17 protein-coding genes are annotated in these 15,616 nt (G+C 56.1%); 15 read left to right on the top strand and 2 right to left on the bottom strand.

Going from position 1 to position 15,616, the window contains the following annotated elements:
- The first annotated feature begins 71 nt into the window (after positions 1–71).
- From alaS to ACO0LO_RS27700, 7 genes are all read left to right on the top strand, one after another.
- Positions 72–2,684, top strand: coding sequence for an alanine--tRNA ligase (alaS, locus tag ACO0LO_RS27730; RefSeq protein ID WP_422969555.1), 2,613 nt, complete (start codon positions 72–74; stop codon positions 2,682–2,684).
- Entirely contained in the window at positions 2,681–3,199 is a 519-nt protein-coding gene (locus tag ACO0LO_RS27725; protein ID WP_422969553.1) for a GNAT family N-acetyltransferase, read from the top strand. Before alaS ends, ACO0LO_RS27725 begins: the two co-directional genes overlap by 4 nt.
- Positions 3,200–3,204: 5 nt before the next feature.
- Positions 3,205–3,726 carry an NUDIX domain-containing protein gene (locus tag ACO0LO_RS27720; RefSeq protein WP_422969551.1) on the top strand — a complete coding sequence of 174 codons (522 nt, stop codon included), beginning with the start codon at positions 3,205–3,207 and terminating at the stop codon, positions 3,724–3,726.
- 256 nt (positions 3,727–3,982) lie between these two features.
- A complete protein-coding gene (locus tag ACO0LO_RS27715) occupies positions 3,983–4,210 on the top strand; it encodes a sulfurtransferase TusA family protein (RefSeq protein ID WP_394781684.1) in 228 nt (75 codons plus the stop codon).
- Between the two features lie 489 nt (positions 4,211–4,699).
- Positions 4,700–5,452, top strand: coding sequence for an electron transfer flavoprotein subunit beta/FixA family protein (locus ACO0LO_RS27710; RefSeq protein WP_422969548.1), 753 nt, complete (start codon positions 4,700–4,702; stop codon positions 5,450–5,452).
- Between the two features lie 88 nt (positions 5,453–5,540).
- Positions 5,541–6,470, top strand: a complete 930-nt coding sequence (locus tag ACO0LO_RS27705; RefSeq protein WP_422969546.1) for an electron transfer flavoprotein subunit alpha/FixB family protein — start codon at positions 5,541–5,543, stop codon at positions 6,468–6,470.
- 117 nt (positions 6,471–6,587) lie between these two features.
- The gene (locus tag ACO0LO_RS27700) at positions 6,588–8,378 is read left to right on the top strand and encodes an acyl-CoA dehydrogenase (protein WP_422969545.1); all 1,791 of its coding nucleotides are present in this window, start codon (positions 6,588–6,590) and stop codon (positions 8,376–8,378) included.
- Between the two features lie 68 nt (positions 8,379–8,446).
- Here the strand turns inward: ACO0LO_RS27700 and ACO0LO_RS27695 are convergent, their stop codons facing one another.
- On the bottom strand, positions 8,447–8,863 hold the full coding sequence (locus ACO0LO_RS27695; RefSeq protein WP_422969543.1) for an NINE protein: 417 nt from the start codon (positions 8,861–8,863) through the stop codon (positions 8,447–8,449).
- 247 nt (positions 8,864–9,110) lie between these two features.
- Here ACO0LO_RS27695 and rpsP point away from each other — a divergent pair, with 247 nt between their 5' ends.
- From rpsP to ACO0LO_RS27660, 7 genes are all read left to right on the top strand, one after another.
- Entirely contained in the window at positions 9,111–9,353 is a 243-nt protein-coding gene (gene rpsP, locus ACO0LO_RS27690) for a 30S ribosomal protein S16 (RefSeq protein WP_422969541.1), read from the top strand.
- A gap of 27 nt (positions 9,354–9,380) precedes the next feature.
- Positions 9,381–9,911 carry a ribosome maturation factor RimM gene (gene rimM / locus ACO0LO_RS27685; RefSeq protein ID WP_422969596.1) on the top strand — a complete coding sequence of 177 codons (531 nt, stop codon included), beginning with the start codon at positions 9,381–9,383 and terminating at the stop codon, positions 9,909–9,911.
- A gap of 43 nt (positions 9,912–9,954) precedes the next feature.
- On the top strand, positions 9,955–10,716 hold the full coding sequence (gene trmD / locus ACO0LO_RS27680; protein ID WP_422969539.1) for a tRNA (guanosine(37)-N1)-methyltransferase TrmD: 762 nt from the start codon (positions 9,955–9,957) through the stop codon (positions 10,714–10,716).
- Positions 10,717–10,857: 141 nt separating this feature from the next.
- On the top strand, positions 10,858–11,241 hold the full coding sequence (gene rplS, locus ACO0LO_RS27675; RefSeq protein WP_422969538.1) for a 50S ribosomal protein L19: 384 nt from the start codon (positions 10,858–10,860) through the stop codon (positions 11,239–11,241).
- A 71-nt stretch (positions 11,242–11,312) separates the two neighbouring features.
- A complete protein-coding gene (locus ACO0LO_RS27670; RefSeq protein WP_422969536.1) occupies positions 11,313–11,981 on the top strand; it encodes a CoA pyrophosphatase in 669 nt (222 codons plus the stop codon).
- Between the two features lie 140 nt (positions 11,982–12,121).
- Complete coding sequence (locus tag ACO0LO_RS27665; RefSeq protein ID WP_422969534.1) at positions 12,122–13,072, top strand: CobD/CbiB family protein; 951 nt, start codon at positions 12,122–12,124, stop codon at positions 13,070–13,072.
- A 263-nt stretch (positions 13,073–13,335) separates the two neighbouring features.
- Positions 13,336–13,671, top strand: coding sequence for a DUF3579 domain-containing protein (locus ACO0LO_RS27660; protein WP_422969532.1), 336 nt, complete (start codon positions 13,336–13,338; stop codon positions 13,669–13,671).
- A 119-nt stretch (positions 13,672–13,790) separates the two neighbouring features.
- Here ACO0LO_RS27660 and ACO0LO_RS27655 read toward each other — a convergent pair whose 3' ends face one another.
- Positions 13,791–14,702, bottom strand: a complete 912-nt coding sequence (locus tag ACO0LO_RS27655) for a LysR family transcriptional regulator (protein ID WP_422969530.1) — start codon at positions 14,700–14,702, stop codon at positions 13,791–13,793.
- Between the two features lie 180 nt (positions 14,703–14,882).
- On the opposite strand from ACO0LO_RS27655, the gene ACO0LO_RS27650 reads away from it, so the two are divergent.
- The gene (locus ACO0LO_RS27650) at positions 14,883–15,611 is read left to right on the top strand and encodes a histidine phosphatase family protein (protein ID WP_422969528.1); all 729 of its coding nucleotides are present in this window, start codon (positions 14,883–14,885) and stop codon (positions 15,609–15,611) included.
- Positions 15,612–15,616: the final 5 nt, after the last annotated feature.

Raw genomic sequence — 15,616 nt, 5'->3', positions numbered from 1 at the left:
ACCGGAAGTTATCACGTATAATCAAAGGCTAAACTTTATTTCCAATTAGATATCACCCTAATACACCAAATATGAACTCGTCAGAAATTCGCGATAAATTCCTTAGCTTTTTCGAATCCAAAGGCCATACCCGGGTGCGTTCTTCCAGCCTGATACCGGGCAATGACCCGACCTTGCTGTTCACTAACTCCGGCATGGTGCAGTTCAAGGATGTGTTCCTCGGGCAAGACAAGCGCAGCTATACGCGCGCGACCACTGCGCAGCGCAGCGTGCGCGCCGGCGGCAAGCATAACGACCTCGAAAATGTCGGCTACACCGCCCGTCACCACACCTTTTTCGAAATGCTGGGCAATTTCTCTTTTGGCGATTATTTCAAGCGCGATGCAATCAACTATGCGTGGGAGCTGCTGACTGTTGCCTACGGCCTGCCCAAAGACAAGCTGACCGTGACCGTCTATCAGGAAGACGACGAAGCCTACGGCATCTGGCTCAATGAAATCGGCGTACCTGCAGAGCGCATCATCCGCATCGGCGACAACAAGGGCGCGCGCTACGCGTCGGACAATTTCTGGCAGATGGCCGATACCGGCCCCTGCGGCCCTTGCAGCGAAATCTTCTACGACCACGGTCCGGAAATCTGGGGCGGTCCCCCGGGCTCTCCCGATGAAAACGGTGACCGTTTCATCGAGATATGGAACCTGGTATTCATGCAGTTCAACAAGGATGAGCAGGGCGTGTTGCATCCCTTGCCCAAGCCATGCGTGGATACCGGCATGGGCCTGGAACGCATTGCCGCCGTATTGCAGCATGTACATTCCAACTACGAGATCGACACGTTCCAGAATCTGATCAAGGCGGCTGCACGCGAAACCGGCTGTGCTGACCTGGAAAACAATTCCCTGAAAGTGATTGCCGACCATATCCGCTGCGCCGGCTTCCTGATCGTTGACGGCATCATTCCGGGCAATGAGGGCCGCGGCTATGTGCTGCGCCGCATTACCCGCCGCGCACTGCGCCACGGCCACAAGCTGGGCCAGACTCAGCCGTTCTTCTACAAGCTGGTGACCGATCTGGTCAAGGAAATGGGCGTTGCCTATCCTGAGCTGGCTGAAGCGGGGGAACGCGTTGCGCAGGTGCTGAAGCAGGAAGAAGAGCGTTTCGGCGAAACGCTGGAACATGGCATGAAAATCCTGGAAGCAGCCTTGGCCAAGGACAGCAAGCAACTGGATGGCGACACCGCTTTCACTCTGTACGACACTTACGGTTTCCCGCTGGATTTGACCGCTGATATCTGCCGCGAACGCAATATCGTGCTGGATGAGGCCGGTTTTGACGCTGCAATGGAGCGGCAGAAGCAGACCGCGCGCGCCGCAGGTAAGTTCAAGATGGCTGCCGGCGTGGAATATAGCGGCGACAAGACCAAATTTGTCGGCTACGACAGCTTAAGCCACCAGAGCAAAGTGATTGCGCTGTACGTCGATGGCGCCGCTGTCAATGACATCAAGGCCGGCCAGCAGGCTATCGTGGTGCTGGATACCACGCCTTTTTACGCAGAGTCCGGTGGCCAGTGCGGCGACTCCGGTGTGCTGTCCATCGAATCCGGCGCAGCGTTTGAAGTGACGGATACGCTGAAGATACAAGCCGATGTATTCGGCCATCATGGTGAATTGAAAACCGGGTCGCTGGCTGTCGGTCAAAGCGTCAAGGCACAGGTCGCAACCGAAGTGCGCGCGCAGACTGTGCGCAACCACTCGGCGACGCATCTGATGCATAAGGCCCTGCGCGAAGTGCTGGGTTCGCATGTGGCGCAAAAAGGCTCGCTGGTCGATCCGGAAAAAACCCGTTTCGACTTCAGCCACAACGCGCCGATGACGGCCGATGAGATCCGCCGGGTGGAGCTTATCGTCAACCGGGAAATCCTGGCCAACAATGCGGCGCAGGCGCAGGTGATGTCGTATGACGATGCAGTCAAGGGTGGCGCAATGGCCTTGTTCGGTGAAAAATACGGCGATGAAGTCCGCGTGCTGGATATCGGCTTCTCGCGCGAACTGTGCGGCGGTACCCACGTATCGCGTACCGGCGACATCGGCCTGTTCAAGATCGTTGCAGAAGGCGGCGTTGCGGCGGGTATACGGCGCGTGGAAGCTGTTACCGGCGAAGTGGCGCTGACTCTGGTGCAAAACCTGAGCAACCGTGTCAATGAAGCCGCAGCAGCGTTGAAATCGCAGCCGGAAGAGTTGACACAACGCATCGTACAGGTTCAGGATCATGTTAAATCCCTGGAAAAAGAACTGGCCGCATTAAAATCAAAACTGGCCTCCAGCCAGGGAGATGATCTGGTCGCGCAGGCGGTGGATGTCAAAGGCATCAAGGTGCTGGCAGCCACGCTGGAAGGCGCCGATGTGACGGCGCTGCGCGAAACCATGGACAAGCTGAAAGATAAACTGAAGACTGCGGCGATCGTTCTGGCAGCGGTGAACGACGGCAAGGTCAGCCTGATTGCGGGCGTGACTGCGGATTCCACATCCAGGGTCAAGGCCGGCGAGCTGGTCAATTTCGTGGCGCAGCAGGTAGGCGGCAAGGGTGGCGGACGTCCTGACATGGCTCAGGCAGGCGGTACCGATCCTTCCGGCTTGCCAAAAGCGCTGTCTGAAGTCGCAACCTGGATAAGTGAACGCCTATGATTTTTATACGCCGCGCCGAACCGAATGATGCCGCCCAGATCCAACGGGTGTATGCAAGCAGCAATACCTATGCGGGAACCTTGCAATTGCCGCATCCTTCGGTGGAAATGTGGCAGGACAGGCTGAAGCAGACCAGCCCGAATGATACATTGCTGGTGGCGGTATATGACGGCGTGCTGGTCGGCACTGCCGGCCTGCATATCGAGGAGGGGGCCAGGCGCCGCCATGTGGCAGCGCTGGGCATGGGAATCGCCGATTCCTTTACAGGCCGTGGCATAGGCACTGCATTGCTGGCGGAGTTGCTGAGCCTGGCCGATAACTGGCTGAACCTGCTGCGTGTCGAACTGACGGTGTATACCGACAATGCGCATGCGCTGCATCTGTACAATAAATTCGGCTTCGAAATTGAAGGAACCCTGCGTTCCTACGCGCTGCGCAACGGCGCGTATGTCGATGCCCATGCCATGGCGCGGCTGCATCCCAAGCAGCCCCGCATTCCCGTAACCGGCCGTTAAATTCCATGACTGAATTCAAATTTTGCCCTGCCTGTGCGGCGCCGCTGGTGCTGCGCCTGGATCAGCACGAAGCAGGCAAGGAACGCCTTGCCTGTCCTGAAGGACACTGGACCCACTGGGACAATCCCTTGCCGGTGCTGGCGGCATTGGTGGAGGTGGAGGGGCGTATCCTGCTGGCTCGCAACGCGGCCTGGCCGGAAAAGATGTTTGCGCTGATCACCGGCTTCATGGAGCGCGGTGAAACACCGGAGCAGGGTATTGCGCGCGAACTGAAGGAAGAAACCAATCTCGATGCGGATCAGATATCGCTGATAGGCGTATATGAATTCATCCGCAAGAACGAAGTCATCATCGCCTACCACGTCAAGGCCAGCGGCGACATCCAGTTATCGGAAGAGCTGGTCGAGTTCCGCCTGGTTGCTCCCGAAAGGCTGCGTCCTTGGCATTCAGGCACTGGTTACGCGATGGCCGACTGGATGCGAGCCCAGGGGCTGGAGCCCGAATTCATGGACTGGCCTGCCAGTTGATCGCTTGAAGTTTGCCGGTTCACTCCCATCTTGTTTATACCGTTCCGGACAGCGGAATCAGCCAGCTGAATAAGGATAAATTATCCAGGTTGTTTGTGAATGTTCACCAATATTGTGCAAATTTGTTGTGAATAGATTACCTGTACTGTATTAGTGTGTTGCGTTGCACCATCTAAGTAAAATTTCCGGTAGAATTGGTGCATCAATTGTTGAGCGAATTAGTTTATTCAATTTGTACCCTGCCACTGGAAACATCATGCAATTCAATAAAGAACTGGACGCGCGTGGACTGAATTGTCCGCTTCCAATTTTGAAAACCAAAAAAGCCCTTGCCGATATGATTACAGGCGAAGTGTTGCGCGTCATCGCAACCGATCCGGGCTCTGTCCGCGATTTCAAGGCTTTTTCCAAGCAGACCGGCAATGAGTTGTTGTCGCATCTGGAAAACAGCCAGGAATACGAATACTTCATCAAGCGCAAATAGGCTTGTCCGTTTGCGCGGGTTGTTCCTGTTGCAAGCGTTTGTTAAAAATAGAGTTGGTGTCAATGGCCCGCAAGGCTTGCTTTGCGGGCTTTTTGTTGCAAAATAGTTATTTATTTTCTTGAGTGCAAGGCTTTAGGTGTAGGGCTCTAGCTTCAATGTGGTCTTAATCGAACGATCGTGCTAAATTGTGCGACGAGTTGTCAAATTCGTTTTATAATCGTCGGGGTTTACGTTTACGTCAATGAGCGTCAATAAGCTTCAATGAGTCAATAGGTGTCCGCACCTCAGGCCTGTAGCTCTATTTGGTAAGCTCGCTGCTTACCGGATGATCCGGGCTGTTGCGAAATAGGCTGGGCTTCCTGCACATGTGTCGATAGCAGGCTTATTCCGCAACATCCTTTTAGATTCATAGATTCAAGCTTTACTCAGTCTCAGCATCTCTCTGTTCGAAAATCAGTTTAAAAATATCAGTTTAATAAAGGCAGACCCATGAAAGTCCTGGTACCAGTCAAACGTGTCGTCGATTACAACGTCAAAGTGCGCGTCAAATCCGATGGTTCCGGCGTTGATATTGCCAACGTCAAAATGTCGATGAACCCCTTCGATGAAATCGCTGTGGAAGAAGCCATGCGCCTGAAAGAGGCTGGCGTGGTAACGGAAGTCGTCGCTGTATCCTGCGGTGTTGCCCAGTGCCAGGAAACCCTGCGCACGGCCATGGCGATCGGCGCCGACCGCGGCATCCTGGTGGAAAGCGACGCGGAACTGCAGCCGCTGGCTGTCGCCAAGCTGCTCAAGGCGCTGGCTGACAAGGAACAGCCGCAACTGATCATCCTCGGCAAGCAGGCGATTGATGACGATTGCAACCAGACCGGCCAGATGCTGGCAGCCTTGCTGGGCTGGCCGCAAGCGACGTTTGCATCCAAGGTCACCGTTGCAGACGGCAAGGCAACGGTCACCCGTGAAGTAGACGGCGGCCTGGAAACACTGTCGCTGACTTTGCCTGCGATCGTCACAACCGACTTGCGCCTGAACGAACCGCGCTATGTGACGCTGCCTAACATCATGAAGGCCAAGAAAAAGCAGCTGGATAATTTCAAGCCGGCCGACCTGGGCGTGGACGTTGCTTCCCGTGTAAAAACACTGAAGGTAGTCGAGCCTCCGAAGCGTTCTGCGGGTATCAAGGTGCCTGACGTGGCAACATTGGTTTCCAAGCTGAGGAACGAAGCCAAGGTAATCTCTTAATCCCGCCGCAAGTCCCGGGAATTTCAAGAATAACTTTTGCGGCAATTCAATTCTTTGCCGCGATTTACATGCAAATGTGGAAGACATCATGACTACACTCGTCATCGCTGAACACGATAACGCTTCCCTGAAGGGAAGCACCCTGAACACCATCACTGCCGCAGTTCAATGCGGCGGCGACGTCCATGTGCTGGTTGCCGGCCATAATGCCGCCGCGGCAGCACAGGCTGCATCCCAGGTGGCAGGCGTTGCCAAGGTATTGCTGGCTGACGCGGCGCACTTTGCCGACGGCCTGGCGGAAAACGTCGCCGAACAGGCTTTGGCAATCGCGTCTGCGTACAGCCATATCCTGGCGCCCGCCACCGCATACGGAAAAAATATTCTGCCGCGCGTTGCCGCCAAGCTGGACGTATCGCAAATCTCTGAAATTACCAAGGTCGACTCGCCGGATACGTTCGAGCGTCCTATCTACGCCGGCAATGCAATCGCCACCGTGCAGTCCACCGATGCCATCAAGGTCATCACCGTGCGTACTACCGGTTTCGACGCTGCTGCAACAAGTGGTTCCGCCGCAGTGGAAAACATTGCCGCAGTTGCCGATTCCGGCAAGTCTGCGTTCGTTTCGCGCGAAGTGGCCAAATCAGACCGCCCTGAGCTGACCGCTGCCAAGATCATCGTTTCCGGTGGCCGCGGCATGGGTTCCGGCGATAACTTCAAGCTGCTGGAGCCATTGGCCGACAAGCTGGGCGCCGCAATGGGCGCATCCCGCGCTGCCGTCGATGCAGGCTTCGTGCCGAATGACTGGCAAGTGGGCCAGACCGGCAAGATCGTGGCGCCTCAGCTGTACATCGCGGTCGGCATTTCCGGCGCTATCCAGCATCTGGCCGGCATGAAGGATTCCAAGACCATCGTCGCCATCAACAAGGATCCGGAAGCGCCGATTTTCTCCGTGGCAGACTACGGCATCGTCGGCGACCTGTTTGAAATCGTTCCGCAACTGGTTGCCGAACTGGGTTAAATCATTAAAAGGCGGGTAGATGCATGTGTATCTGCCTGCCGCCGCTAAAAGGACAGGGAATGAGTTTTGGTTTTCACTCATCCTGTCCTTATTTTTTTGGAGACATGGAGTAAAAATATGAGCTACGTCGCCCCGTTGAAAGACATGTTGTTCGTGATGAACGAACTGGCCGGCCTGTCCGCCGTAAATGCCTTGCCCGGCTGTGAAGATGCAACTCCGGAAACCGTGGAGGCGGTGCTGGAGGAAAATGCCAAATTTACCGGCGAAGTGGTGGCCCCGCTCAACTGGGCCGGCGACCAGTCTCCCAGCTACTGGAAAGACGGCAGCGTCTTCACCACCAAGGGCTTTAAGGAAGCCTTCAAGATGTACGGTGAAGCAGGCTGGCAGGGTGTGCAGCACCCGACTGAATTCGGAGGCCAGGGCTTGCCCAAGCTGGTGGCGACCCCTTGCATAGAAATGCTGAACTCGGCCAACCTGTCTTTTGCACTGTGCCCCCTGTTGACCGATGGCGCGATTGAAGCGTTGCTGACGGCCGGCAGCGATGAGCAAAAAGCGATTTACCTGGAAAACCTGATTACCGGCAAATGGACAGGTACGATGAACCTGACCGAACCGCAGGCCGGCTCTGACCTGGCCATGGTGCGTACCCGTGCCGTGCCGCAGGGTGACGGCACCTTCAAGGTCTTCGGCACCAAGATTTTCATCACCTATGGCGAGCACGACATGGCCGAGAATATCGTCCATCTGGTGTTGGCGCGCACACCGGACGCGCCGGAAGGCGTGAAGGGCATTTCGCTGTTCATCGTGCCAAAATTCCTGGTCAATGCCGATGGTTCGCTGGGCGCGCGTAATGACGCGCATTGCGTATCGATAGAACACAAGCTGGGCATCAAAGCCAGCCCGACTGCGGTGCTGCAGTTCGGCGACAATGGCGGCGCCCTAGGCACGCTGGTCGGCGAAGAGAACCGCGGCCTGGAATACATGTTCATTATGATGAACGCCGCGCGTTTTGCGGTCGGCATGCAGGGTGTCGCCGTCGCAGAGCGTGCTTACCAGAAGGCGGTCGCTTATGCGAAGGACCGCCTGCAGTCGCGCGATCTGGCCGGTTCCGCTGGTGCGGTCAGCATCATCCACCATCCCGACGTGCGCCGCATGCTGATGTCGATGCGCGCGCAGACCGAGGGCGCGCGCGCGCTGGCCTACGTGGCCGCCGCGGCCAGCGATGCGGCTCACCACCATGCGGATGAGGCGACCCGCAAAGCGAACCAGGCCTGCTACGAATACCTGGTGCCCATCGTCAAAGGCTGGTCTACGGAAATGTCTCTGGATGTGACTTCCACCGGCGTGCAGGTGCACGGCGGCATGGGTTTCATTGAGGAAACCGGCGCTGCCCAGCATTACCGCGATGCCAGGATCCTGCCTATCTATGAAGGTACGACAGCGATCCAGGCCAATGACCTGGTAGGCCGTAAAACCGTGCGCGATGGCGGCGCGACTGCCAAAGCGCTGATCGCACAGGTACGCAAGACGGAAGCGGAACTGGCGGATGTGCAATCCGGCGATCTGGCGGCCATTCTGCGCCAGCTGTCAGCGGGTTCCGCGGCACTGGAGGAGGTTGTTACCTATGTCGCAGCCAACATGAAGACCGATATCAAAGCGGTGTTTTCGGGTAGTGTGCCTTATCTGCAGCTGGCCGGCATCGTGCTGGGTGGCTGGCAAATGGCGCGTGCCGCACTGGTGGCGCACCGGAAATTGCAGGCAGGTGAGGGCGATGCCAAGTTTTACCAGGCAAAAATCGCAACGGCGCGGTTCTTTGCCGACCACATCCTGTCGGCAGCGCAAGGCATACGCAGTTCCATCGTCGAAGGCAGTGCGGGTGTGATGGCGATGCCTGAGGATCAGTTTTAAGATTCAGCCGCGCATAAAAAAAGCGGCCCGTCGCGAGGGGCCGCTTTTGCGGGAAGTGCGGGCTAGGTTTAGCCGTACGCTCCGCCGGTATACAGCAGGTCGAAGCTGCGCGCCAGCACGGCAATCAGGATGCCTGCGCCGATGGCGACGGTCAGCACCAGGATCAGCGCCAGCAACCACGATGAATCGCTGGTCTTTCCGGATGCAGGGTTGAACTTGGCGTCCCATTTTTCATCCGGTGACAGCCCCAGCACCAGTGCCTCGATCGCGCTGACCAGCAGCGACAGCACCAGCAGGCTGTAGGTCAGCAGCATGGGCAGGCCGAAATACAGGTTGCCCAGTATGATGGAAATGGGCAGTGTGGCCAGGTGCAGCCAGCCGGCCTTGTCTTTCCATCCGCGCAAATAAAAGCGATGGGCGCCTATGCTGCCCAGCAGCGCTGCCAGGAAAGTGGCAAGAGTCTTGTTCTTATGGGAATTATTCATGTCTCTGATGTGGGTGGACCGGCAAAAGCATGATTCTAGTGCAAGGGCATCGACTGCGTGGCGATAAATTGCCGGAACCTTGCCGAGGCGAGACGATAATTCCGCTTGCTTGTTATGGTTTTTGCATTACATTTGTAGGGTAATAGCCACTGATTGTTGGCCAAGCCGGGATAGCTCTTGCGGCATGGTCGATAAACACGCTATAATTTGCGGCTTTTTCCGCGTTTAGAACTTTTTTGGAAATATTATGGTCGTTATTCGTTTAGCTCGTGGTGGTGCAAAAAAGCGCCCTTTCTACAATATCGTTGCAACTGATTCACGCAATCGTCGTGATGGCCGTTTCATCGAGCGTATCGGTTTTTACAACCCGGTAGCGCAAGGCAGTGCTGAGACAGTACGTGTTGCTCAGGATCGTCTGGCTTACTGGCAAGGTGTTGGCGCACAATTGTCGCCGGCAGTTGCTCGTCTGGTGAACAAGGCTGCAGCTTAATTTTTGGCTGATATGTCTGTTGGTGGAGTGCGTGTTCCTGAAGATTTAGTCCTGGTGGGTTATGTCTCGGGAGCATATGGCATTCATGGTTGGGTAAGAATACGTCCGTATTCATCAGAAGCCGATGCATTGCTGTCGGCTAAAACCTGGTGGCTGGACAAGCCGGAATTGCATGATGTCGACCGCATGGAAGTCAAGATCCATGGCGAGGACGTTGTTGCAAGGCTGGTTGGCGTTGCAGGCAGGGATGCCGCGGAAGCACTGAAAGGCGCAACCGTCAAAATCTCCCGCAGCCATTTTCCTCCTTTGCCGGACGGCGAATTCTACTGGCTGGACCTGATAGGTCTGTCTGTGGAAAATCTGCAGGGCGAAAGCCTGGGCCTGGTCAGGGACTTGATGGACAACGGCGCCCACCCGATACTTCGTGTGGCCGCTGCCGACATCCCGGAGGCCGAGCTGTCCAAGCATGAGCGCCTGATCCCGTATGTTGACAGCTTCGTCAAGGAAGTTGATCAGAAGACGAAAAAAATCATCGTCGACTGGGGTCTCGATTTTTAGTGAACGTAGAAGGGTAGTGTGATGAGATCAGAAAGCATGAACAATGCAGTTTGATGTCATAACATTGTTTCCCGAAATGTTTGCCGCTTTGACGCAATCCGGGGTAACCCGTCGCGCATTCGAGCAGAAAAAATGCGAACTGGCATTGTGGAATCCTCGCGATTTCACGACGGACAGGCACCGTACCGTGGACGACAGGCCTTATGGCGGCGGACCCGGCATGGTCATGCTGGGCAAGCCCTTGCAGGCAGCGATAGAAGCCGCCAAGGGGCGCCAGCTACAACTCAGTTCGCTCAGCCCGCAAGCGGAAGCGCCGAAGGTAATTTATCTGTCGCCGCAAGGCAGGCAGCTGACACATGGCCGCGTGATGGAGTTGACGGAACTGTCCGGCGTGGTGCTGCTGTGCGGTCGTTATGAAGCAGTGGACCAGCGTCTGCTGGACCGCTATGTCGACGAGGAAATCAGCCTTGGCGATTTCGTGTTGTCAGGCGGAGAATTGCCTGCCATGGCGCTGATGGATGCCGTGATACGGCAACTGCCCGGTGTCTTGCATGACGATACATCGGCGGTACAGGACAGCTTTGTCAACGGCTTGCTGGATTGCCCGCATTACACCAGGCCGGAAGTGTTTGAAGATGTTGCTGTGCCGGCGGTTTTGTTGGGCGGTAACCATGCTGAAATTGAAAAATGGCGGCGTGAGCGTTCACTGGAAGCCAGCATGCAGAAGCGGCCGGACCTGATCTTGCAGGCGCGTGAAGCTGGTTTGCTGACGCGCAGCGACGAGAAATTTTTAAGCAGTTTGTAGTAAGTTGTTGCAGTAAAGTTGTACTGCAGGTCGTAAGGCCTGATATCAAGCGCGAACTTCGGTTCGCATGTTAAACCCCATCCTCTACTGGGCCTGAGCATGGCTCTGCAGCGTCAGCAAGATGGTATTCGGAGTAAAAAAATGGATCTTATCCAAACACTAGAGCAAGAAGAAATTGCTCGCCTCGGCAAAAATATCCCTGATTTCGCACCAGGCGACACGGTTGTTGTCAGCGTTAACGTAGTCGAAGGCACACGCAAACGTGCCCAGGCTTACGAAGGCGTTGTTATCTCCCGTCGTAACCGCGGTCTGAATTCGAACTTCATCGTTCGCAAGATTTCATCCGGCGAAGGCGTTGAGCGTACATTCCAATTGTATTCTCCGCTGATCGCTTCGATCGAAGTCAAGCGTCGCGGTGACGTACGTCGCGCCAAGCTGTACTATCTGCGTGAACGTTCAGGCAAATCCGCTCGTATCAAAGAGAAATTGCCAAGCCGTAAGACAGCAGCTCCAAAAGCAGGTTAATATTTGCTTTGATGGTGTGTTGAAAAGAGGGATGCCAGCCGGTGTCCCTTTTTTGTTTGCAGGAGATATGGTTGGCCAAGCTTCTTTTTAATCCTGAACAGCTGCCGGTGGTATCGGTAGCTGAAGAGGGCGCAATACCCGCTGAACGTTTGAACGCGGACTGGCTGCGCCGGCATTTTGCCGAACTGCCGCCCTGGTCGGTGGAAACCAGCGATGAGCAACTGCTGGCTGCCGTAGAGACCTTCCGCCCAGCTTCGGTGCTGATCCCCATCGTTATCCGTCCGGAAGGCCTGAGCCTTTTGCTGACGCACAGGGCGGCGCACCTGAATGACCATGCGGGACAGATCAGCTTTCCCGGCGGCCGTTTCGAAGTCGCCGATATCACGCCGGTGGAAACCGCGCTGCGTGAGGCTGAGGAGGAAATCGGCCTGGATCGCAAACACGTGGAAATCATCGGCACTCTGCCTGAATACAAGACCGGTACCGGTTACGTGGTGACGCCGATAGTCTCCCTGCTGCATCCGCCATTTGAACTGAAGGCAGATCCGTTTGAAGTGGCTGAAATCTTTGAAGTGCCGCTTGCCTTCCTGATGAATGGCGATAACCACCAGCGCCGCGCATTCCATTTGCCCGATGGCGCCGGAAAACGGGTGTTTTACTCCATGCCTTACCACCATCATTTCATCTGGGGCGCGACAGCAGGCATGCTGCGCAATCTGTTTCATTTGTTACGCGCCTGAAACGGCTTGCTGAGGCTTGTGATAGCGGCAAGGCAATGGATGGGCTTCATAATCCGGCGGAATCAGTTTACACTTGCCGCATTTGCAAATTGATTGCCTCTTCCTGAATCCGTGAACCGAGACTGCCGATACCATAACCCATGACATTTCTCTCCATACTTTTTGCATTACTGATCGAGCAATTGAAGCCGTTGCGGGCCGATAACCCCATTTATCTGCAAGTGCAGAACCTGGCGATCAAGGTGGAGGCATGGTGCAATGCGGGCAAGGCCAGCCACGGGCGCTTGGGCTGGTGGGTCATCGTTGCCGGGCTCACGATACCGACCGCCGTCATTTACGGCGCCTGCCTGTACCTGAGCCCGTTTGCCGCCTTTGCATGGAATATCCTGATCGTTTATTTAACACTGGGTTTCCGCCGCTACAGCCACTATTTCACCTCCATACAGCTGGCGCTCAGCTCCGGCGACGACGATGCCGCCCGCACCTACCTTGCGCAGTGGACCAGGCTTGATACTGCGGGCATGGACGTATCGGAAATTTCAAGGATAGCCGTGGAGCGCGCGCTGATCGCGACCCACCGCAATGTATTTGGCGTGTTTTTCTGGTTCCTGATGCCGGTAGGGCCGGCCTGTGCCGTCATGTACCGCGTGGCCGAATACCTGGCCCGGGCCTGGACCGAACCGGAACACATGAAGAATGAAGAATTCGGCATTTATGCGACCAAAGTGTTCTATTGGATAGACTGGGCGCCCGCGCGCCTGACTGCAGTGGCATTTGCAGTGGTCGGCAATTTCGAGGATGCTGTCTATTCCTGGCGTAATTACGCCGACCGCTGGTCGGATGAAGTGGTCGGCATTATCCTGTCTGCCGGCGGCGGCGCGCTCGGCGTGCGGCTGGGTGAACCGGAAGAAAAGGCAATGATATTGCAGGCCGATGCAACGGCGGTGGATGTGGACAGCCTGGAAATGGAAAGCCAGCCCGGCACCGAGGCATCGCCGCGTGCGTTGCAGAGTGCGGTAGGCCTGGTGTGGCGTGCCCTGCTGCTGTGGATGCTGTTGCTATTGCTGCTTTCCATTGCTGTCTGGCTGTAAAAAACTGCGATGGAATAGGACTTGCAAAGGCCTGTTGTCAATCCGGATAGCCGGATGGATAACAGGCCTTAATCTTTACTCTTTCCTTAAATACACTATATTGGTGTGAGGCTGCTGTTTTGCGTATTGGCGTCGTAAAGGTGTCATAAATTCGGATACGATGATCTGGGAATCAAGTCTTCTATAAGATATAATACCCATGTCTTTTAATGTAGGTGCAAGGGGTGACCAGCTCCATTCGCCCATAACCGCGAGCCGACCACATGGCCGATCCCACTAAAGATCAAACACAGTTGCACGAGTTCTTCATCCAAGGGCTGACCAGCGATGGAAAACAGTTCCGCCCGAGCGACTGGGCAGAACGTCTGTGCGGCGCAATGTCCTGCTTCAAACCCGATGCAGGCCGGAATGCCCATCTGCAGTATTCCCCTTATGTACGTCCTATCCTGCTGGATGGCGTGCGTTCCGTCGTCGTCAACGAGGCTTTGCGCGAGATTGAGCCGCTGGCTTACCATTTCGTTGTCGATTTCGCCAAGGACAATGATTTGCAGATCATTGACGCCTGCCTGCTGCCGGATGGCGGCACACCTCCGAAATAAATCTTCCTCTCCTATCTTTTTAAAAGCTATTTCGAAGCTGGCCAGTTGCGACGACAAGGACAGTACGAGCAGTGCGGCGAGGAGGAGCAACAACGCCAGCGTAGTTTCGTAATGGCTTCTTAATATGCCTGCGCGCGAAACGCCTGCGAGACCTGCTCGCGCAGCCAGCGATTGGCCGGATCGTTTTCCACATTCTGGTGCCAATACAAATACACGTCCCATGACGGCATGGTGATCGGCAAGGGCAGGATCTGGTTGCCGAATTGCAGATTGGCAATCCTGGCATAGCCTTCCGGCATGGTCAGCAGCAGATCGGTCTGGCTGACGACCCTGCATGCGGCAAAATAATGCTGGCAGCGCAAGCGTATCCTGCGCTGCAAGCCCAGCCGGCTCAATTCAAAATCCTCCAATCCCGGGCCCTTGCGGCGCGAGCTCGCCAGAATATGCTCCGCTGCCATGTAGGTATCCAGGTCCAGCCTGCCTGTTACCACCGGGTGCCCCTGGCGCGCCAGTACGACAGTCGTATCTTGGCTGATCTTTTCCCTGCGTATATCGTTCGGTAGCGGCAGCAGCATGTCGATGGCCACGTCCAGCGTGCCCGCCGCCAGTTCGCCGACCAGTTCGCGCCTCTCCACCTGGATGGCTGCAAGGTCGATCAGCGGTGCTTGCCGGGTCACGCTTTCCAGCAGTGGAGGCAGCACGGTCGACTCCAGCACGTCCCGCAGCGCCAGCGTGAATTGCTTGCTGGCCAGCGATGGGTCGAACTTGCCGGTGTCCGCCAGCGTCACCTCCAGGCCACGCAGAGCCTGCCGTACCGGCTCTATGATGCTGCGTGCCAGCGGGGTAGACACCATTGCATGCCCCTGGCGTACAAAGAGCGGATCGTCGAACAGCTGCCGCAGCCGGTTCAGCGAATGGCTGATCGCCGGCTGCGTCAGGTGCAGTTGCTGGCTGGCACGGGTGACGCTGCCTTCGGTGTAGATCGCCTCAAAGACCGTGAACAGGTTCAGGTCTATTTTTGATATATGCATAAAATTTATCGAAATCAATAATAACTATTCATTTGATAAATTATAGTCCAGACCATAAGATAAGCCTATTCCAGCGATGCGCGCACAGTGCTGATGCGCTCTTATGCACTCTTATGCGTGCTCTAGACGCAGTCATGCGCGCGCAACACGCTTCATCACTACAGGCAGCAAGGAAAAACCATGGGTCAGATTTATCTTGTACGGCACGGCCAGGCTTCGTTCGGTAGCCAGAATTACGATCAGTTGTCTGAACTCGGCCATCAGCAGGCGCAGCATCTGGGGCGCTGGCTTGAGAAATCCAGCCTGCTGGCCTCGCGTGTGGTAACCGGCACGATGAAGCGCCACCAGCAGACTGCCCAGGCCTGCATGGCCGAGCTGCCTGCCTCGCGCCTGCCCGCCGGGAAGTGGGAAGTCGATGCAGGATTCAACGAGTACGACCACCATGAAGTGATGGTTCGGCATGTGCCTGCTTTTGAAGACCCGACTGAGGTAAAGCGCTTCCTGATGTCCAAACCGGATGCGAAAGCCGAATTCCAGTTGCTGTTCCAGGCGTCCATGGCACGCTGGATGGACGGCAGCCACGATGCCGAATACCGTGAATCCTGGCCCGCCTTCAGACAGCGCTGCATCGCCGCGCTGGAGCGCCAGATCAACCATGCAGACCCGGCCAAGGCCATTGTCGTGTTCACATCCGGCGGCACCATCTCTACCTTGTGCCAGTACGTGCTCGGCTTTCCGGACAAGAGCATGGCGGAACTGAACTGGTCGCTGGTCAATAGCGCCGTGACCCGCCTGCTGTACCAGTCCGGTCAGCCGGTGGACAAGCCGGGCCGCATCAGCCTCAGCTACCTGAATAATTTCTCGCATCTGGAACAGCTAAACGTTCCCGCCAATATTACCTATCGTTAGGAGAC

Source organism: Undibacterium sp. TJN25, assembly GCF_049339885.1.
GTDB lineage: Bacteria > Pseudomonadota > Gammaproteobacteria > Burkholderiales > Burkholderiaceae_D > Undibacterium.
Note: the sequence above shows the minus strand (reverse complement) of the source record. Positions and strands in the feature narration are given on the sequence as shown.